Origin of the sequence: Micromonospora sp. NPDC051925 (assembly GCF_044548625.1) — a bacterium.
In the GTDB taxonomy this organism is placed as follows: domain Bacteria; phylum Actinomycetota; class Actinomycetes; order Mycobacteriales; family Micromonosporaceae; genus Micromonospora.
In genome coordinates this window covers 151,910-170,364 of sequence record NZ_JBIUCH010000006.1, presented here as the reverse complement: position 1 = coordinate 170,364, position 18,455 = coordinate 151,910, and the positions used below count along the sequence as shown (strand labels likewise).

The 18,455-nt window shown below is 72.9% G+C and carries 17 protein-coding genes and 3 pseudogenes; 11 read left to right on the top strand and 9 right to left on the bottom strand.

Translation table 11 applies throughout. From position 1 onward, the window contains the following. Position 1 precedes the first annotated feature (1 nt). Positions 2–835, bottom strand: coding sequence for a dimethylargininase (gene ddaH / locus ACIG87_RS10245; protein ID WP_396849945.1), 834 nt, complete (start codon positions 833–835; stop codon positions 2–4). A gap of 59 nt (positions 836–894) precedes the next feature. Between ddaH and ACIG87_RS10240 the strand changes: the two genes are divergently transcribed. Continuing rightward, the gene (locus ACIG87_RS10240; protein WP_396849943.1) at positions 895–1,353 is read left to right on the top strand and encodes an Lrp/AsnC family transcriptional regulator; all 459 of its coding nucleotides are present in this window, start codon (positions 895–897) and stop codon (positions 1,351–1,353) included. Between the two features lie 36 nt (positions 1,354–1,389). On the opposite strand, the gene ACIG87_RS10235 is transcribed toward ACIG87_RS10240, so the two are convergent. From ACIG87_RS10235 to ACIG87_RS10225, 3 genes are all read right to left on the bottom strand, one after another. Then, a complete protein-coding gene (locus ACIG87_RS10235; protein WP_396849942.1) occupies positions 1,390–2,502 on the bottom strand; it encodes a T3SS (YopN, CesT) and YbjN peptide-binding chaperone 1 in 1,113 nt (370 codons plus the stop codon). A 90-nt stretch (positions 2,503–2,592) separates the two neighbouring features. Further along, the gene (locus ACIG87_RS10230; protein WP_396849940.1) at positions 2,593–2,847 is read right to left on the bottom strand and encodes a DUF6457 domain-containing protein; all 255 of its coding nucleotides are present in this window, start codon (positions 2,845–2,847) and stop codon (positions 2,593–2,595) included. After that, on the bottom strand, positions 2,844–3,452 hold the full coding sequence (locus ACIG87_RS10225) for a molybdenum cofactor guanylyltransferase (RefSeq protein ID WP_396849938.1): 609 nt from the start codon (positions 3,450–3,452) through the stop codon (positions 2,844–2,846). Before ACIG87_RS10225 ends, ACIG87_RS10230 begins: the two co-directional genes overlap by 4 nt. A gap of 250 nt (positions 3,453–3,702) precedes the next feature. Here ACIG87_RS10225 and fdhD point away from each other — a divergent pair, with 250 nt between their 5' ends. Continuing rightward, on the top strand, positions 3,703–4,557 hold the full coding sequence (fdhD, locus tag ACIG87_RS10220) for a formate dehydrogenase accessory sulfurtransferase FdhD (RefSeq protein ID WP_396849936.1): 855 nt from the start codon (positions 3,703–3,705) through the stop codon (positions 4,555–4,557). A gap of 427 nt (positions 4,558–4,984) precedes the next feature. Here fdhD and ACIG87_RS10215 read toward each other — a convergent pair whose 3' ends face one another. Further along, positions 4,985–5,239, bottom strand: a complete 255-nt coding sequence (locus ACIG87_RS10215) for a flavin reductase (protein ID WP_396849935.1) — start codon at positions 5,237–5,239, stop codon at positions 4,985–4,987. 218 nt (positions 5,240–5,457) lie between these two features. Next, positions 5,458–5,700, bottom strand: a pseudogene (locus ACIG87_RS10210) (hypothetical protein); the annotation flags it as partial. 418 nt (positions 5,701–6,118) lie between these two features. Here ACIG87_RS10210 and ACIG87_RS10205 point away from each other — a divergent pair. The 3 genes from ACIG87_RS10205 (at position 6,119) to ACIG87_RS10195 (ending at position 7,311) form a co-directional block, all read left to right on the top strand. Next, positions 6,119–6,865: a Scr1 family TA system antitoxin-like transcriptional regulator gene (locus ACIG87_RS10205; RefSeq protein WP_396849934.1), complete on the top strand. Its 747-nt coding sequence runs from the start codon at positions 6,119–6,121 to the stop codon at positions 6,863–6,865. Further along, a complete protein-coding gene (locus ACIG87_RS10200) occupies positions 6,853–7,047 on the top strand; it encodes a DUF397 domain-containing protein (protein WP_396849932.1) in 195 nt (64 codons plus the stop codon). Before ACIG87_RS10205 ends, ACIG87_RS10200 begins: the two co-directional genes overlap by 13 nt. Before the next feature lie 72 nt (positions 7,048–7,119). Further along, a complete protein-coding gene (locus ACIG87_RS10195; RefSeq protein ID WP_396849931.1) occupies positions 7,120–7,311 on the top strand; it encodes a DUF397 domain-containing protein in 192 nt (63 codons plus the stop codon). A gap of 407 nt (positions 7,312–7,718) precedes the next feature. Here the strand turns inward: ACIG87_RS10195 and ACIG87_RS10190 are convergent. Then, positions 7,719–8,748: pseudogene (locus ACIG87_RS10190) on the bottom strand (DUF4192 domain-containing protein). A 163-nt stretch (positions 8,749–8,911) separates the two neighbouring features. On the opposite strand from ACIG87_RS10190, the gene ACIG87_RS10185 reads away from it, so the two are divergent. From ACIG87_RS10185 to ACIG87_RS10165, 5 genes are all read left to right on the top strand, one after another. Continuing rightward, positions 8,912–9,826, top strand: coding sequence for a fructosamine kinase family protein (locus ACIG87_RS10185; RefSeq protein WP_396849929.1), 915 nt, complete (start codon positions 8,912–8,914; stop codon positions 9,824–9,826). Continuing rightward, the gene (gene moaA / locus ACIG87_RS10180) at positions 9,823–10,854 is read left to right on the top strand and encodes a GTP 3',8-cyclase MoaA (protein ID WP_396849927.1); all 1,032 of its coding nucleotides are present in this window, start codon (positions 9,823–9,825) and stop codon (positions 10,852–10,854) included. Before ACIG87_RS10185 ends, moaA begins: the two co-directional genes overlap by 4 nt. Before the next feature lies 1 nt (position 10,855). After that, positions 10,856–11,101, top strand: a complete 246-nt coding sequence (locus tag ACIG87_RS10175) for a MoaD/ThiS family protein (RefSeq protein ID WP_067301193.1) — start codon at positions 10,856–10,858, stop codon at positions 11,099–11,101. Between the two features lie 14 nt (positions 11,102–11,115). Further along, on the top strand, positions 11,116–12,363 hold the full coding sequence (locus ACIG87_RS10170) for a metallophosphoesterase (RefSeq protein ID WP_396849926.1): 1,248 nt from the start codon (positions 11,116–11,118) through the stop codon (positions 12,361–12,363). A 159-nt stretch (positions 12,364–12,522) separates the two neighbouring features. Further along, positions 12,523–15,714 carry a UvrD-helicase domain-containing protein gene (locus ACIG87_RS10165; protein ID WP_396849924.1) on the top strand — a complete coding sequence of 1,064 codons (3,192 nt, stop codon included), beginning with the start codon at positions 12,523–12,525 and terminating at the stop codon, positions 15,712–15,714. 167 nt (positions 15,715–15,881) lie between these two features. On the opposite strand, the gene ACIG87_RS10160 is transcribed toward ACIG87_RS10165, so the two are convergent. Further along, the gene (locus ACIG87_RS10160; protein ID WP_396849923.1) at positions 15,882–16,679 is read right to left on the bottom strand and encodes a prepilin peptidase; all 798 of its coding nucleotides are present in this window, start codon (positions 16,677–16,679) and stop codon (positions 15,882–15,884) included. Between the two features lie 11 nt (positions 16,680–16,690). After that, entirely contained in the window at positions 16,691–17,665 is a 975-nt protein-coding gene (locus ACIG87_RS10155; protein WP_396849921.1) for an EamA family transporter, read from the bottom strand. A gap of 282 nt (positions 17,666–17,947) precedes the next feature. On the opposite strand from ACIG87_RS10155, the pseudogene ACIG87_RS10150 reads away from it, so the two are divergent. After that, positions 17,948–18,427: pseudogene (locus ACIG87_RS10150) on the top strand (flagellar basal body protein FliL); the annotation flags it as partial. Between the last annotated feature and the right edge of the window lie 28 nt (positions 18,428–18,455).

The following is an 18,455-nucleotide window of genomic DNA, read 5'->3' as shown; positions in this document are numbered from 1 at the left end:
GTCAGTGGCGCAGCTCGGCGATGCAGCACTTGACGCTGCCACCGCCCTTCTTCAGCTCGGCCAGCTCCACCGGCACCGGGGTGTACCCGGCCGCCTTGAGCTTCCCGGCCAGCCGGGCCGCGTCGCTGTTGAGCACCACGTTCGCCCCGTCGCTGACCAGGTTCAGGCCGAAGGCCAGCGCGTCGTCGTCGGCGGCGAGCACGGCGTCCGGGAAGAGCTGGGTGAGCACCCGCTGGCTGGCCGCCGAGAAGGCCCCCGGGAAGTACGCGATGTTGCCGTCGTCGATCGAGGCGAGCGCCACGTCCAGGTGGTAGAAGCGCGGGTCGACCAGGCGCAGCGACACCACCGGGCGGCCCAGCGCCTCCTGCGCCTCCGCGTGCGCCGACAACTCGGTACGGAAGCCGTGCCCGGCGAGGATCAGCCCACCGTGCGCCTCCGGCAGGTAGGCGAAGTCGCCCTCGCCCTCGTTGGTCTCGCTCGGTGCGATGAAGTGCCAGCCGTGCTCCTGGTAGAACGCCCGGTGCGCGGCGGCCTCGGCGGCCCGCTGCTCGTGCTTGAACTGCGCGCCGTAGACCGTCCCGTCCACCACGAAGGCGCCGTTGGCCGCGAAGACCATGTCCGGCAGCCCCGCCTCCGGGGTCAGCACGTGTACCTCGTGGCCGAGACCCACCAGGGTTTCCCGCAGCCGGTCCCACTGCTTGACCGCCAGCGCCGCGTCGACACCGGCGGTGACGTCCATCCACGGATTGATGGCGTACTCGACCGCGAAGTGCTCCGGGGCACACATGAGGTATGTCCGCTTTCGCGGGACGCGCTGCTGGTTCACGGTGACCAAGGGTAGGTAGCCTGGAACTTTGGTAACAGCCAGAACCATTGCTTCCCAGAGGCGGAACGTTGCAGATAGACGCGGTGGACCAGCGAATCATTGCGTTGCTCGTGGCGGACGCCCGCGCCTCGTACGCGGACATCGGCACCCGGGTGTCACTCTCCGCGCCGGCGGTCAAGCGGAGGGTGGACCGACTCCGGGCCACCGGGGTGATCCGGGGCTTCACCGCCGTGGTGGACCCGGCCGCCGTCGGCTGGACCACCGAGGCGTTCGTCGAGCTGTTCTGCGCCGGCCGGACCACACCCACCCAGTTGGGGGTGGCTGCCCGGCGGCACCCCGAGGTGGTCGGCGCGTACACCGTCTCCGGTGAGGCCGACGCGCTCGTGCACCTGCGCGCCGCCGACATCTCCCACCTCGAGGAGGCGCTGGAACGGCTCCGGGCAGAGCCGTTCGTCACCTCCACCCGGAGCACCATCGTGCTGTCCCGGCTGGTCGAGTCGCCGGGCGTCGGCCCGTCCACCCCCTGACGCCCCGACCAGCGCGCCAGCGGCGCGGGCGGTGGATCAGAGGTACATGCCGGTGCGGTGCTCGGTGTCGCCCCGGCCCGGCTTGTCGCCCTCACCGAAGAACCGCTTCCCGCCGAACTCACCGTGCAGCCGGTCGTCCAGCTCGTCGGCGAGCCCGGTCATCACCTGCACCGCCAGCATCAGGTGGGTGGCCTGGAAGTTGCGGCCGAAGACCGGGATGGACGCCCAGACGGTGTCGTCGGCGCAGTAGAGCCGGCCGATCGGCATCCGGTTGGTCAGCTCGGAGAGCTTCACGTACAGCCGCTCGGTCGGCTCGACCTCGGTCAGCACCGGCGAGAAGACGTCGACCAGTGGCGGATTGTCACGGACCCGGACGAAGACCATCGCCGAGCCGGCCCGAATGTTGATGTCCCCGTCGGAGTCGACCTGGAGGTGGTCGGACGTCGACTTCAGCATGGTCGAGACGACCGTCCGGACCCGTTCCGGCAGGTCCAGCACGTCCTGGTCGCCGTTCTGGGCGGTCGCCGCAGCGGCCAACGCCTCATCCAGGTCGGCCTCGACGTCCTGGTCGGGGCCGAACTCGCTGCGCGCGGTGCCGAGCGCCTCGATCGGCAACGACTCGCCCTCGGCGTCCTGACAGAGGTAGACCAGGAAGGCCGGGTGCGGAGCGCCGTACACGTCCCGCAGGGTGCGGGAGAGCAGCCCGGCCAGCTTGCTGGCGTCGCCGGTCGACCCGTCCAGGCCGAAATGCTCGCCGGAGCCCGCCACCACACCGGGCGGCGACCAGCCGAGCGCGATCATGTCGGCCACGGCGGCGCGGTCCAGCCGGTAACCCTGCGGCAGGGTGGCGTTGCCGACCGCCCGCGCCGAGAGCCGGCCCTCCTCGCCGACGGCGACGCTGATCGAGTAGACCGCGTCACCCGTACCGGAGGCGGTCGGGTCGAGGGTCAGTTCGAGGTGTGCCCCGGCCGGCAGCTCGCGCAGCCGTTCGGCCAGCGCGCGGGCGAACTCCCGCCAGGCTTCGGTCACCTTGGCCCGCAGGTCGGCCGTGCTCGGCTCGTCCAGCAGGACCGAATCGTGGTGCTCGTGGTGCTCCGGCGAGGTGCCGGGCTGATCACCGGTCGGCTTCGAGGGGTGGTCCGCCGTCATGATCGCCTCCGTCCGTCAAGGTCACCCTACCCAGGCGGGCCGCCTGACGAATCCACCGCGACCGGGATCGGACAGCGCACCCCCCGCCGCTCAGTCGGGACGTTTACCGCCCAACTCGACCGGCCAATCGGCGGCCAGCCCGCTGAGCAGGGCCGCTGTCGCAGCCGGGTCCGCGCCGCGCCCGACCGCCACCCCGAGCAGGTACGCGGTGACCGGCGCACCCGGTCGCAGCACCTGGTGGGCGACGTCCCGGGCCAGGTCCAGCACGGTCGGCACCGACACCTCGGCCGGATCGAGCCCCAGTTCGGCGCAGGCAGCCGTCACCCAGTCGTCCAGCACCGTCATCGCGTCCACTCCTCCGCCCGGCGTACGTCGGAGTCAGTGTCGCAGTCGAACCACGGTGGCGGGCCGGCAGCGGACCAGGCCAACTCGCGCACGGTCAACTCGCCGAGGAGTTCCCGCATCGACGCCCCGGCCAGCGTGCCGGCCCGCCGGGCGGCCACCCGGTCCAGCGCGGCGCGCAGCGGAGGCACCCGCCACACCCCGCACAGCGGCTGTCGGTGTCCCTGATCGTCGAGGAGGCAGACGCCGTCCGCCGCCGGGCCGGAGCCGCCGGCCAGCGCGTCGAGCAGGACGCCGACGGCCGGGCGGGTGAGCAGCGGCAGATCGGCAGCGAGCAGGGCGACGACGGTCGTACCGGGGTGGAGCAGGGCCAGCCCCGCCGCCGTGGCAGCCACCGGGCCACCGCCCGCCGGCTCCTCCCGGGTCACCAGGACGTCGGCGGGGAGCGGCCCGGCCGGCCCGACCAGCACCCGGGGTACGGCGTCGGCGACCGCGGCGAGCACCCGGTCGCGCATCGGCCGCCCGTGCACCGGCACCGCAGGCTTGTCCCGTCCGCCCATCCGGCGGGCGGCCCCACCCGCCAACACCACCGCCGCGTACGCCGTCACCTGGCCACCGTAGCCGTCGCCCCGCACAGCCCATAGCCGTCGCCGTGCGCAGCTGTCGCCGTGGCCGTGGCCGTGCACAACCGTGGCTGTAGCCGTCGCCGTGCGCAGCCGTGGCCCTTCTCAGCCGTGGCCCCGCACAGCCGTGGCTGTGGCCGCCGCCGTGCGCAGCCGTGGCCGTGCACAGCGGTGGCCCTTCTCAGCCGTGGCCGTCGGCGTGCGGAGGGTCGGGCGGGCGGGGCAGGATGGCGGGATGGGACGGGCCACTGACCGGCGGAGCGTGCTCCGGATCGACCTCGACGCGGCGGACGACGCCCGGGTGGCGCTACGCCGGCCGGACACGCTCGCCGTGGAGGAACCGCTGGAGATCCGGGTCGGTCCCGGCGGCCCGGGTCGACGCCGCCCGCTGGCGGTGACCATGCGTACCCCCGGCGACGACCTCGACCTGGCGATCGGCTTCCTGCTGACCGAGGGGCTGATCCGCACCGACGCCGACGTGCACACCGCCCAGCTCTGCTCCGGGGCGGAGACGCCGAACACGTACAACGTGGTCGACGTGGTGCTCGCCCCCGGCGTACCGGAACCGGCTACCGACCCGTCGCGCAACTTCTACACGACCAGTTCCTGCGGTGTGTGCGGCAAGGCCAGCATCGACGCGGTACGCACCCGCTCCCGCTTCACCGTCGCGGACGACCCGCTCACCGTGCCGGCAAAGCTGCTGGCCGACCTGCCCGACCGGCTACGCGCGGCGCAGCGCGCCTTCGACCGCACCGGTGGCCTGCACGCGGCGGGCCTGTTCACCCCCGCGGGCGAGCTGGTGGTGCTGCGCGAAGACGTCGGCCGGCACAACGCCGTGGACAAGGTGGTCGGCTGGGCGGTACGGCAACGACTGCTGCCGCTCGCCGGGCACCTGCTGCTGGTGTCCGGTCGGGCGAGCTTCGAGCTGACCCAGAAGGCCTGGATGGCCGGGATACCGCTGCTGGCAGCGGTATCTGCGCCGAGCACCCTCGCGGCCGACCTGGCCGACGAGGCGGGTATGACGCTGGTCGGTTTCCTGCGTGGCCGGACGATGAACGTCTACACCGGATCCCACCGCGTCACACCCTGATCAGGTCCACTCACGGCCCAGCCCAGCCCAGCGCAACGCAACCCGGCGCAACGCAACCCGGCCCTGCCCGGCGCAACCAGGCCCGGCCGGCACGGGCGCGGCGCGGCACGGCGCGGTGGCGGCACGGGCGCGGTGGCGGCACGGGCGCGGTGGCGGCACGGGCGCGGTGGCGGCACGGGCGCGGTGGCGGCATTGGTTCGGTTGCGGCACGGCACGGTGCGGTGCGGGTAGAAGAGAGTGCGGTGTGGTTTGTGAAGAGTTGTTGTCGCCAGGGCCGCAACAACTCTTCACAATCCATCGGGTGTCGTCCCCTGTCCCGGCTATCGGGATCGAGGGGCGATGATTGGCGGCCACCTGTCGGGTCGGCGGAGGGAAGCCGGTCGGTGGAGGAGGGCAGTCGACGGGGAGGGCAATCGGTGGAGGAGGGTCAGTCGGTGGGTGGGCGGGCCCAGTCCAGGAAGCGGCGGGTCAGGTCGACCTGACGCCCGCCGTCGAGCTGCGTCAGGTGGTCGGTCGCCTCGGCCGACAGCCTGGACAGCAGAATCAGCAGGCCCGCCCGGTCGCCGTCGTACCTGGCGAGGAGGGCGAGTTTCGCCTCGCCGCAAGGCCAGGGGCTCGCGTCGACCCGGCACAACCAGATCGGGCGCACCGGCGTGTGCCGGCCCGGCAGCGGTGCGGTCACCGCGTCACCGCCGCCCCGCGCACCTGCGCCGCCCCGGACCGGGCGGTGCGCTGCGCAGCCGCCCCGCGCTGCGCAGCCGCCCCGCGCTGCGCAGCCGCCACCTTCGGCTGCGCAGTTGTTCCGTTTGGCTGCGCGGCTGTCGCCCCGCGCTGCGCAGCCGCCGCCCTCGGCTGGGTAGTCGTTGGCCTCGGCTGCGGGGCCGCCGCCTTTGACTGCGCGGCGGGTGGCCTCGGTTGCGGGGTGAGCCGGCGGGCACCCGCCGGCATGAAGAACAGGGTCCGCCGACGGACCGCGTCGCCTGCGGCGTTCAGCTCGTACGCGTCGATCCACAACCACCCGTCGTACGTGTGCCAGTCGGTCAGCAACCGGATGACCCGGACCGTGATCGGCCGGATGAACTGCACACTCGCGGCGCGGGACAGGCGCAACACGTCGCCCGACCTGACCTCCGGCTCACTCACCGGGCCCCCGGTTCCGGCCGACCGCCCAGCGATGCGCCGGCACGATGCCGGTCATCCGTCCCGGCCCCCGATACGGCGGAATGAACGGCCCGATCGGTCCCGGGACGATCGGACGCGCTGGCGGCCCAGGGGCCGGATCGGGCTCCGTGCCGGGCGTGGGCGTCGGGCTGGGTACGGGCGTCGGGCTCTTCTCAGGCTTCGGCTTCTCCCTGGGCACGAGATCCCCTCCTGTTCGTCGGCATGGAAGAGGGGCCGTCCCGCCCTTCCACGGGACAGCCCCTCGGCAGACGCGATCGACAGCTCTCGACCACTACCGACAGCGCCGCCCTGATTCGACCTTGCCGAGGGTTGCGAAGCAATGACACCGCGTAGCACTCTGTACCCAAGACATTCGGGACGTTCAGTCCGAGGAGTTTGGGTGAACCGGACAGTTCAGAGAGCGATGGTCGCCGTTGGCGAGACCGCCGAGAGCCTTGCAGCTCAAATCGGAGTCGATCCGAAGACGGCAGCTCGATGGGTAAACCAAGGACGGATCCCTCAAACTCGCCACCGCGCCAAGGTCGCCGAGATTCTGCGCAAGGACATTGAGGAACTATGGCCGGACGTTCTGAAGAAACGTGAGCCAACTTGGTTCAGACCTTGGGCCGAGATCGAGCGCGAGGCATCCGGCCTGCGATGGTTTGAGAGCGCCGTCCTGCCGGGCCTACTCCAGACTCCCGACTATGCGCGTGCCATCATCGCCAGCGGTCCCCTTGCCGCCGACGCGGAGGATCATGTCGACTCTCGACTACAACGGCAGGCTGCCGTACTCGACCGGCCGCGCCCACCTTTGCTCGTGTTCGTGATCGACGAGGCGGCGCTTCGTCGGGGTACTCCCGATATTCTTGCTCCCCAGTTGGACCACCTGGTGCAGCTTGCCCAGCGACCAAACCTGATGATTCACGTCCTGCCGCTACGCGCCGGGCTGCACCCGGGCCAGGCCGGCCCGTTCATCATCGCGAGCACGTCAGACGGTGAAGATGTCGGCTACCTGGACGACCAAGCCGCAGGACGCATCACAAAGGACGTTGCGTCCCTCTGGGCGGTCTGGGATACAGTCAGGTCGGTAGCGCTACCGCGTGACCAGACCATCGAGCTTTTGAGAGCACGATCATGGATGAACTGACCGGCGTGCACTGGCGCAAGAGTAGCCGCAGCAGTTCCAATGGCGGCGCTTGTGTCGAGGTCGCTGACAACTTTCCCAGCGCGGTCGCGGTCCGCGACTCCAAGGACCCGGACGGACCGACCCTGACGTTCGCGCCGACCGCGTGGCGCGCCTTTGTCGCCGGGCTGACCTACCGAACCTGACCAACCCGGTCCACAATAGATTCCGAGGATTTGCGTAGCTTGGCCGAACGCCTGCGAGAAGGTGGCGAATCAATGGACCTGACTGACGCGCGATGGCGCAAGTCCTCCCGCAGCGGCACCAGCGGCGGAAACTGCGTCGAGGTCGCCGACAACCTTCCCGGCGCAGTCGCCGTTCGCGACTCGAAGGACCCGGACGGCCCGGCGCTGACGATCGCGCCGACCGCATGGCGCACGTTCGTCGCCCGGATCACCGACCGAACCTGACCGACCCCGTCTCGACGAAGCGCCTGCCCTGGTTTCAGGGCAGGCGCTTCGTATTGGTCTCGCCATCGGCACCGAGGTGACCCTGGAGGGCGACTGCTCGCGCGTCCCCGGCCGACGGGCCACCCCGAAAGCCGCATCGACCTTCCTCGTCCGCCGCCAGCCACCCGAGCCATTCGATATGCCACTGCGGCATGAACATGACAGCTCGGCATACCTCTCTCCGGCAACACATTGACCCCACCGCCACCTACCAGCCCAGTGCCACCCACCGCCGTGACCGAACCCCCGAACCGCCGCTACCGGTCGAACCCCGATCCACCGCCACCGACCGACCCACCACTGTCGAGCGACCCGCCGTGAGGCGCAGGCGAAGTCACCGGTACGGACCAGGCCGAAGGCGCGGCCGGTCAGCGGCGACGAGGTCGGCGACGGCGACGGCGCAGCACCCCCGGCTGCGCCACGGCCGGCCAGCCGTCCAGGTCGGACGGCGGCACACCGGTGCGGAGCAGGTCGTCCAGGATCTGGGCGAGGGTGTAGTCCGGGCGGAGGGTGAGCGCCCGTTCCAGCGCCACGGCGGCGAGCGCGCCCTGGCCAGCCCGCCAGGCGGCGAAGGCGAGCAGACAGGCCGGGGCGGGAACCAACTCCTCCTCGGTGCGGCGCAGCACCTCACCCCAGAGGGCGATGTCCTCCTCCCGCCCGTCGGTGCGTTCCCACGCGTGGTCCCGTACCGGTAGGTGGGTCAGGAGCAGGGTCAGCCAGGCCACCTCGTCGTCGGTGAGCCGCTCACCGCGCCGGTGCCGGCGCTGTGCCTGCCGGACCGCTGCCATGCCGGCCCTGCGGATCGTCCGTTCGCCGAACTCGTCGGCGGCGGGGGCCGATTCCAGCAGGTCGAGCAGGCGTCGTTCGGCGCGGTCGCCGGCCTGGCGCAACGCGACCCGGTCGATACCCGCGGCCTGGGCGACCTGTGCGGTGAGCGCCGCCCGGTCGGGGAGCGCCACCTGGCCGGCGAAGACCGCGGCGGCGGCGACCTGACTGGCGTCCGGGTCGTACGGGGTGCCGTCGGGCGGGCAGCAGTCCGGCGCGGTGCAGAGGGCGGCCGGTCACCCGCAGCGCGTCGAGCACAGGCAGCCCGATGGCGGTGAGCGCCGACCGGACGGCGTCCACCGCCGGAGTGACCCGCTCGGGTGGGCCGAAGCCGACGACGGTGGTGGACTCGGCGTCCTGCCGGCCGAGGACGTCGCCGAGGTGCCGGGCGGGCAGCGCCGGGTCGGTGCCCGGCGCGGGCAGGTCGGCGCGGGCGGCGAAGACGATCCGCCGGCCGCGCATCGCCACCACCACGACGCTGTCGGTGGGGTGGAAGCCGAGCAGGTACGGCACGGCGGTGATCAGGTCGGCGGGAGAGCGGACGGTGAGCCGGGGGCGGTCGGTCGCGTTCATGTTCGGCAGCCTGCGGCGCGCGGGAACGCCCCGACAGACCCCGAGGACGCCCTGTGGACGACACGCGGCTTATCCACAGATACGGAGAGTATTTGTGCAGGTAGCCACGATTCGGAAGGCGGCACGGCCCACCGGGGTCGGAAAGAGGGGCTACCTTGCGCTGATGGACCTGGCGTACCTGCGGGCGCACCCGGAGCACCTGCCCACCTTCCTGACCCACCAGCGCATCCGGGAGACCCCGGTAGCCGGCGGAGACAGCTGCGCGGCCTCCCGGCTGACCCTGGACGACGGTCACTCGATCTTCACGAAGTCATGGCCGGAGCGGGCCGGCCGGCCGGTGCCGGAGGGCTTCTTCAGCACCGAGGCCGCCGGGCTGCGCTGGCTGCGGGAGGCCGGCGCGGTGGCCGTACCGGAGGTGGTGGTGGCGCTGCCGGAGCTGCTGGCGCTCGACTGGGTCGACCCGGGCGAGCCGACGCCGGAGGCGGCCGAGCGGTTCGGTCGGGAGCTGGCCGCCACGCACCGGGCCGGCGCTGCCGCGTTCGGGGCAGCGTGGCCCGGGTTCATCGGCACGCTCCCCGCGGACAACACCCCGGACGAGGGGCCGTGGCCGGACTGGTTCGCCCGGCGGCGGCTCCTGCCGTACCTGCGGATGTCGGTCGATGGCGGCGCGCTCGATGGTCCGGACGCCGCCCTGGTCGAGCAGGTGGTGGCGCGGGTCGGCGAGTTCGGCGGCGACGAGCCGCCGGCCCGGCTGCACGGCGACCTCTGGCCCGGCAACCTGCTCTGGGGTGCCGACGACCGGGTCTGGCTGGTGGACCCGGCGGCGCACGGCGGCCACCGGGAGACCGACCTGGCCCAGCTGGCGCTCTTCGGTGGCCCGCCGCACCACGACCGGATCATGGCCGGCTACCGGGAGACGTGGCCGCTCGCCGACGGCTGGCGGGAGCGGGTACCGCTGCACCAGCTGCACCTGCTGCTCGTGCACACCGCGTTGTTCGGTGCGGCGTACCGCGATGCGGTCACCGCAGCCGCCCGCACGGCGCTGCGGGGTGCCGGCCGCGCTACGGTCGACGGGTGACCGCCGCCCCGACGACCGCCGGCGTCCCGACGACCCCCGGCGTTCTCGTCGACCGGCACGGCCGGGTCGCCCGGGACCTGCGCGTGTCGCTGACCGACAAGTGCAATCTGCGCTGCACCTACTGCATGCCGGCGGAGGGGCTGCCCTGGCTGGCCGGGCCGCAGCTGCTCTCCGACGAGGAGATCGTCCGGTTGGTGCGGGTCGCCGTGCAGCGGCTCGGGGTGACCGAGGTGCGGTTCACCGGCGGTGAGCCGCTGATCCGGCCGGGCCTGGTCGGCATCGTCGCCGCCGTGGCCGCGCTCAGCCCCCGTCCCCGGATCTCGTTGACCACCAACGGTCTCGGGCTGGACCGGCTCGCCCCGGCGCTGCGCGACGCCGGCCTGGACCGGGTGAACGTGTCGCTGGACACCCTGGACCCGGCGCGGTTCGCGGCGCTGACCCGGCGGGACCGGCTGGCCGACGTGCTCGCCGGGCTGGCCGGGGCCGCCGCCGCCGGGCTCACCCCGGTGAAGATCAATTCGGTGCTGATGCGCGGGGTGAACGACGACGAGGCACCGGCGCTGCTGCGTTTCGCCCTCGACCACGGCTACGAGCTGCGGTTCATCGAGCAGATGCCGCTGGACGCCCAGCACGGCTGGGACCGGGCCACGATGGTCACCGCCGACGAGATCCTGGCCGCGCTGGCCGCCGAGTTCACCCTCACCGCCGACCCGGTCGCGCGGGGCGCCGCCCCGGCCGAGACCTGGCTGGTCGGCGACGGTCCGGCCCGGGTCGGCGTGATCGGTACGGTGACCCGGCCGTTCTGCGGCGACTGCGACCGGACCCGGCTCACCGCCGACGGTCAGATCCGCAACTGCCTCTTCGCCACCGAGGAGTCCGACCTGCGCGGCGCGCTGCGGGCCGGCGCGGACGACACCGAACTGGCCCGGCGCTGGCAGGCCGCCACGGTGGTCAAGCGGGCCGGGCACGGCATCGACGATCCGACCTTCCTGCAACCCGTCCGACCCATGTCGGCGATCGGAGGCTGAGGTGCACCTCACCGTCCGGTACTTCGCCGGGGCGCGGGCCGCCGCCGGGCGCAGCGAGGAGACCGCATCCGCCGGCCGTCCCCTGGACGAACTGCTCGGTGAACTCGCGCACCGGCACGGCCCCCGGCTGGCTGCGGTGCTCCAGGTGGCGAGTTTCCTGGTCGACGGGGTGGCCTGCCATGATCGTCAGACACCGTTGCCGGCCGGGGCCACGATCGACGTGCTGCCTCCCTTCGCGGGCGGCTGAGAGAGGGCTCTGTCGTGTTGGCGATTCTGGGATTCGTGGGCATGCTCGCGCTGGTCACCGGCCTGATCCACTGCTACCTGTGGAAGCGGCTGGTCAAGGACACCACCGGTCCGGGCCGGTTGCGGCGGGTCGGCACGGTCGTCGCGCTGGTGCTGGCGGTGCTCGTCCCGGCGACGATGGCCGGCACCCAGGTGGCCGGGGCGTTCTGGCTGGCCTGGCCCGGTTACCTCTGGCTCGCGGTGATGTTCTACCTGCTGATCGTCCTGCTGCTGCTGGAAGTGCCGATGGCGGTGACCCGGCTGGTGCTGCGTCGCCGCAGCGCCGCCGCCGAGGCGACCACGGCCGCCCCCGAGCCGGTGCTGGTCGGCGCGACCGGCAGCGCCGACCCGCCGGCCGCCGAGGCGGTGGACCAACCCGACCACGACGCGTCCCGCCGGTTGCTGCTCGCCCGGGGGGCCGCGATCTTCGCCGGGCTCACCGCCGTCGGCATCACCGGGTACGGCGTCCGCACCGCGCTGGGACCGCCACAGCTCGACCGGGTACGCATCCCACTGGCGAAGCTCCCCCGCAGCATGGACGGCCTGCGCATCGCCACCGTGTCGGACATCCACCTCGGTCCGCTGCGCGGCCGGGCGCACACCGAGCGGATCGTCGCGATGATCAACCGACTGGACGCCGACCTGGTCGCGGTCGTCGGTGACCTGGTCGACGGCTCGGTCGCCGAGCTGGGCGAGGCCGCCGAGCCGCTGCGTGACCTGCGTTCCCGGTACGGCAGCTTCTTCGTCACCGGCAACCACGAGTACTACTCCGGCGTCGAGGAGTGGGTCCGCGAGGTCGACCGGCTCGGCCTGCGGGTGCTCCAGAACGAGCGGCAGGAGATCCGGGCCCGGGGCGGGGTGCTCGACCTGGCCGGGATCAACGACGTCACCGCCGACGGCACCGGCCTGGCCGGGCCGGCAGACTTCGCCGCCGCGCTCGGCGACCGGGACGTCAGTCGCCCGGTGGTGCTGCTCGCCCACCAACCGGTGGCCGCGCACGAGGCGGCGAAGTTCGGCGTCGACCTCCAGCTCTCCGGGCACACCCACGGCGGCCAGTTGGCACCGTTCAACCTGGCCGTCAAGCTCCAGCAACCGGTGGTCTCCGGCCTCGGCGAGATCGACGGCACCAAGGTCTACGTCACCAACGGAGCCGGTTTCTGGGGCCCACCGGTACGGGTCGGCGCACCGCCACAGGTGACCCTGGTGGAGCTGCGCGCCCCGTAGCGCGGCCCCGGGCGGGAGGAGTTCAGCCCGTGCGCGCCCCGGGGCGGGGGAGTTCAGGCCCATAGCGCGCCCGGCCGGCAGTGTCCAGCACCGGATTGCTCAGGTCACGCGTACGCGTGGCGGAGGGCGGGTAGGGGACCGGTCGTGACAGGATGCGGCGTGCCTCCGTTCAACGCCACTCCCCCCGGTGGCGTCCCGCCGTTCGTCGCGGACCTGCACATCCACTCGAAGTACTCCCGCGCGTGCAGCCGCGATCTCACCCTGCCCAACCTCGGTTGGTGGGCCCGACGCAAGGGCATCGGCGTGCTCGGCACCGGGGACTTCACCCATCCCGCCTGGTACGACCACCTGCGCGAGACGTTGCAGCCGGCCGAGCCCGGCCTGTACCGGCTCGGCCCGGAAGCCGAGGCGGACATCGCCCGGCGGCTGCCGCCCCGGCTGGCCGACGCGGCGGAGGCCGACCCGGTCCGGTTCATGCTGAGCGTGGAGATCTCCACCATCTACAAGCGGGACGACCGGACCCGCAAGGTGCACCACCTGATCTACCTGCCCGACCTGGACGCGGTGGCCCGGTTCAACGCCGCGCTGGGGCGGATCGGCAACCTCGGCTCGGACGGCCGGCCGATCCTCGGTCTGGACTCCCGGGACCTGCTGGAGATCACCCTGGAGGCCAGCGCGGACGGCTACCTGGTGCCGGCGCACATCTGGACGCCGTGGTTCTCCGCGCTCGGTTCCAAGTCCGGCTTCGACGCGATCGCCGACTGCTACGCCGACCTGGCCGAGCACGTCTTCGCGGTGGAGACCGGGCTCTCCTCCGACCCGGCGATGAACTGGCGGGTCGGCAGCCTGGACCGCTACCGGCTGGTCTCCAACTCCGACGCGCACTCCCCGCCGGCGCTGGCCCGGGAGGCCACCGTCTTCTCGTCGACCCGCGACTACTTCGCCATCCGGGACGCGCTGCGTACCGGCGACGGGCTGGCCGGGACCATCGAGTTCTTCCCCGAGGAGGGCAAGTACCACGCCGACGGGCACCGGCTCTGCGGCGTCAACTGGTCACCGGAGCAGACCCGGGCGTCCGGCGGCCGATGCCCGGAGTGCGGCAAGCCGCTGACCGTGGGGGTGCTCAGCCGGGTCGAGGAGCTGGCCGACCGGCCGGACGGGCACCGCCCCGAGCACGCCCGCGAGGTCACCCACCTGGTGCCGCTGGCCGAGATCCTCGGCGAGATCAACAAGGTGGGCGCCCGGTCCAAGCGGGTCGAGGGAAAGCTCCACGAGCTGGTCGCGGCGCTCGGCCCCGAGCTGGAGATCCTGACCCGCACCCCGGTCGACGAGATCGGCCGGGTCGGTGGGGAACTGCTCGCCGAGGGCATCGGCCGGCTGCGCCGGGGCGACGTGCGCCGGGTGCCCGGCTACGACGGCGAGTACGGCGTGATCACCCTCTTCGACCCCGCCGAGCTGGGCGGGGCCGCCGGGTCGGGGCAGGAGACGCTGTTCGACGTACCGGTGCCGGCGCAGCGCAGGCCGACGGAGCCGGCGGCGAAACCGAAGGCCAAGCGGCCGACGGTGGCGGCGAAGGCCGAGCCGAAGCCCGCGCCGACCCCACCACCGCCACCGCTCGCCTCGACGCCCTCCCCGCACGAGCCGTTCGAGCCGATGCTCGCCGGGATGGAGGAGGTCGGCACCGGCCTGCTGGACCGGTTGGACGCGATGCAGCGGGTGGCCGCCTCCGCACCGGGCGGTCCGCTGCTGATCGTGGCCGGGCCGGGCACCGGCAAGACCCGGACGCTGACCCACCGGATCGCGTACCTCTGCGCGGAGCTGAACGTCTTCCCCGAGCAGTGCCTGGCGATCACCTTCACCCGGCGGGCCGCCGAGGAGCTGCGGCACCGGCTCGACGGGCTGCTCGGCCCGGTCGCCGAGGACGTCACCGTCGGCACCTTCCACTCGCTCGGGCTGAGCATCCTGCGGGAGAACGCCGGGGCCGCCGGGCTGCCCGAGGGTTTCCGGATCGCCGACGACGCCGAACGGACGGCGGCGCGGACGGAGGCCGGCGACGACCCGGCCCGCTACACCGCGCTGCTGCGCAAGCAGGACCTGGTCGACCTGGACGAACTGCTGACCCTGCCGGTCGCGCTGCTCAAGGGTGACAAGAAGCTGGTACGCGACTACCGGGAACGTTGGCGGTGGATCTTCGTCGACGAGTACCAGGACGTCGACGCCGTCCAGTACGACCTGCTGCGGCTGCTCAGCCCCGCCGACGGCAACCTGTGCGCGATCGGCGACCCGGACCAGGCGATCTACTCGTTCCGGGGTGCCGACGTCGGCTACTTCCTGCGCTTCTCCGAGGACTTCACCGACGCCCGGCTGGTCCGGCTCAACCGGAACTACCGCTCGTCCGCGCCGATCCTGGCCGCCGCCGTCCAGGCCATCGCGCCGTCCTCGCTGGTCCGGGGCCGCCGGCTCGACCCGGCCCGGCTCGACCCGGAGGCCCCGCTGGTCGGCCGCTACCCGGCGGCGTCCGTCGCCGACGAGGCCGATTTCGTGGTACGCACCGTCGACGACCTGGTCGGCGGGCTCTCCCACCGGTCGCTGGACTCGGGACGCATCGACGGCCGTTCGACCACCCTGTCCTTCTCCGACATCGCGGTGCTCTACCGCACCGACGCGCAGGCCGCCCCGATCGTGGACGCGCTGGCCCGCGCGAACATCCCGGTGCAGAAGCGCTCGCACGACCGGCTCCGGGACCGGCCCGGCGTCCTCGCCATCGCCCGGGAGCTGCGGCACGCCGACGGGCTCGCCGGTGGGCTGCCCGCCCGGGTCCGCCTCGCCGGGCAGGTGCTCGCCGAGCGGTTCGCCGCCCCCACTCTGGACGCCGCCGGCACGGTCCGCCCCGAGGACGTCCGGACGGCGGTCGACCTGCTCGCGCCGCTGGCCCGGCGCTGCGGCGACGACCTGGAACTCTTCCTCTCCCAGCTCGCCACGGGTGCCGAGGTGGACGCGCTGGACCCGCGCGCCGAGGCGGTCACCCTGCTCACCCTGCACGCCGCGAAGGGGCTGGAGTTCCCGGTGGTCTTCCTGGTCGGCGTGGAGGACGGCCTGTTGCCGCTGCGTTGGCCCGGTTCGACACCGGACGACGACGCGATCGCCGAGGAACGGCGGCTCTTCTTCGTCGGGTTGACCCGCGCCCAGGACCGGCTCTACGTCAGCCACGCCGCCCGTCGGGTACGCCACGGCACGGAACGCGACTGCCGACCGTCACCGTTCCTGGACGTCGTCGACCCCGGGTTGTTCGAACGGTTCGGCGAGGCCGAGCCGCGCCGCCCGAAGGACCGCCAACTCCGCCTCATCTGACCCTCGCTGCGCACCCCGCCGGCACCCGTCGCTGGCCAAGCGGTCGGACGAGGCACCGGCAGCCAGCCCAACGAGTGATCTGGTAAGAAATGGTCCCTGGGAGGGCCGACATCTTCCAAGATCTACCTCGATTCCTTTGGTTGTCGGTGGGCGGGAGCGGGTGGGGCTCAGGCCAGCACGGCGGCCAGCCAGGCACCGGCAAGCAGGGCGGGGCCGAAGGGCAGGGTGGTGTCCCGGCGTACCCGCCGGACGGCCAGCAGCGCCAGCACGACCACCCCGTTGAGCAGGTGCGGCAGGAGCAGGCCGAGCCAGAGGGCGGGCCAGCCCAGCCAACCCAGCGGCAGGCCGAGTGCCGCCGCCAGCTTCACGTCGCCGAAACCGAGCCGGGACCGGGGCAGCAGCGCCAGCACCACGTACAGGAGGAAGGAGAGCGCGGCCCCGGCCAGCGCGAGGGGCAGGCGGCCCGGAGTGCCGGCGGCAACGGCCGCACCGGTCAGCGCGGTGCCGCTGCCGAGGGCCGCCGCGCCGACGAGTGGGTCGGGCAGGCGCAGACTGGTCACGTCCACCACCGCCAGCACCAGTCCCACGGCCGCCACCAGGAGAAACGCCGGTAGCGCCGGCTCCGGTCCCCGCGCGGCGGCCAACCCGCCGAAGACCACCGCCCCCACCACCGCGACCACGATCGGCGATCCGCCCGGACGACCACCAGGCAGGAAGCTGACCAGGGGACGATCCAGAGAGCCAGCCGGCGAGCCCGCTGACGACCCGACCGACGGGACAACCGAGGTCTCGGCCGCCAAACGACCGGTGACCTCGGTCGGTGCGGCGGGGAGAGGTGCAGCGGGGCAAGGTGCGGCGGAGAGAGGTGCGGCGGGAACAGGTGGGAAGGCGCGGGCGATCCGGGGTGCGGCGAGGCCGGCCAGGACGCCGAGGGTCGCCGCTGCGGTCACCGGGTCGACGGACACGACCCTCGACGTTACCGGCGGGACAGCGTCGTGGCTGCCCCGCGACCGGCCGACCGTCGGGTTCGCTCGGTGGTCACCACCAGCGCCACGCCGGCCACGATCACCGCACCGCCGAGCAGCACCTGGCCGGTGATCGGCTCGGCGACCAGCAGCGCGCCGAGCGCCACCGCCACCACCGGGTTGACGTAGGCGTACGTGGAGACCAGCGAGATGGGGGCGTGGGCCAGCAACCAGACGTACGCGGTGAAGGCCACCACCGACCCGGCCAGCATCAGGTACACCAGGGCGAGCCAGGAACGGGCCGTCACCTGTGTCGGGGAGAACCCCCGCAGCTCACCCCGGGTCAGGGCCAGCCCGATGAGCACCACCGCCCCGGCGACCATCTCGTAGACGGTGGCGACGAACGGGTCGGCGGGCATCCGTAGCCGGCCGGAGAGGAACGACCCCACCGACCAGCAGGTGGCCGCCGCGACCACGGTCAGCGCGCCGACCAACGGCACCACCCCGGACCCGCCCCGGGGGAGGACCAGCAGCACCAGCCCGAGAAAGCCCACGGTCACCCCGGCGAACGTCCACCCCCGGGGTCGGTCCCCGGTGACCGTACGCAGCACCACCACCAACAGCGGGACGGTGGCCACCAGCAGCGCGGCGATTCCCGACGGCACCGCCACGCCGGACGGGCCGGACTCGGCGAGCACCACCAGGCCGTTGCCCCCGGCCAGCAGCAGCACCCCGATCAGCGCGGCGGAGCCGAACTGCCGACGGTCGACCCGCAGCGCGCCCGGCCCCCGCCGGAGCCGCAGGACGACCGCCAGCACCAGCGCGGCGCCACTGAAACGGACGGCGGCCGAGCCGAGCGGCGGCAACGACTCCACCGCGACCCGGATACCGAGGTACGTGGAACCCCACAGCACGTAGACCAGGATCAGTGCGGTCCAGATCAGGGCAGGTCGGGTGGGTGTCGCAGCCGAGGAGGATGAGGTCATCGCGGGACCACGCTACGGTGACCAGGTCGTCGACGTCCTTCCCGGACGGCCGGCATCTCGACACGCGGGAGGAGGGGCATGGCGAACTATGGACCACCGGGCGGTTCCCCGGAACCGTGGGGTGGGCGACGCCCGGACGACCGCTGGGGCCAGCCCGCCCCGGACCAGCACCCACCGCCGGTCGTGCCGGTGCAACCGCAGAGCGGCCAGCCCAGCTACCCGTCGTACGACCAGTACCCGCCGCAGACGTACGGGCCGGCGGAGCCGTATCCGACGAGCGGGCCGGGGGCGTACCCGGGTAACCCGACGCCGAGGCGCGGTCGTGGTCCGCTGATCGCGGTGCTGGCCGTACTCGCGGTGCTGGTCGTCGGCGGTGGCACCCTGTGGTACCTGCTGGGGAACGACGACGAGCAGCCGGCCGGCACCGTGCTTCCGACGTCACCTGTCGAGCCGGACGCAGCGACCACCGGCCCGGTCGAGCCGACAACCACCACCCCCGCCCCCGCCTCGTCGGCCGATCCTCGCTTCGTCAAGGCGGGACAGTGCGTCCGCAACGAGGGCCCGGCCGGCGGCAAGCCCAAGCTGTTGATCACCGCATGTGCCCCGACGACGTACGAGGTGCTACGTCGTTTCGACGGGGCCACCAGTGGTGAAAGAGACGCCGAGGCGAAGTGCGGCAAGGTGGAGGGCTACACCAACTGGTACTTCTTCGACAGCGAGCTGGACACCCTCGACTTCGTCCTCTGCCTCAAGCAGCGCTGAGCCCACCCCTGGGGGAGAAATTGTCAAC

What these genes read in the sequence shown, in the direction of transcription:
- ACIG87_RS10235 (WP_396849942.1), bottom strand. Translation starts at nt 2,502, where the DNA reads ATGACGGCGGACCACCCCTCGAAGCCGACCGGTGATCAGCCCGGCACC.
- ACIG87_RS10230 (WP_396849940.1), bottom strand. Translation starts at nt 2,847, where the DNA reads ATGACGGTGCTGGACGACTGGGTGACGGCTGCCTGCGCCGAACTGGGG.
- fdhD (WP_396849936.1), top strand. Translation starts at nt 3,703, where the DNA reads ATGGGACGGGCCACTGACCGGCGGAGCGTGCTCCGGATCGACCTCGAC.
- ACIG87_RS10200 (WP_396849932.1), top strand. Translation starts at nt 6,853, where the DNA reads ATGGATGAACTGACCGGCGTGCACTGGCGCAAGAGTAGCCGCAGCAGT.
- ACIG87_RS10195 (WP_396849931.1), top strand. Translation starts at nt 7,120, where the DNA reads ATGGACCTGACTGACGCGCGATGGCGCAAGTCCTCCCGCAGCGGCACC.
- ACIG87_RS10185 (WP_396849929.1), top strand. Translation starts at nt 8,912, where the DNA reads ATGGACCTGGCGTACCTGCGGGCGCACCCGGAGCACCTGCCCACCTTC.
- ACIG87_RS10155 (WP_396849921.1), bottom strand. Translation starts at nt 17,665, where the DNA reads ATGACCTCATCCTCCTCGGCTGCGACACCCACCCGACCTGCCCTGATC.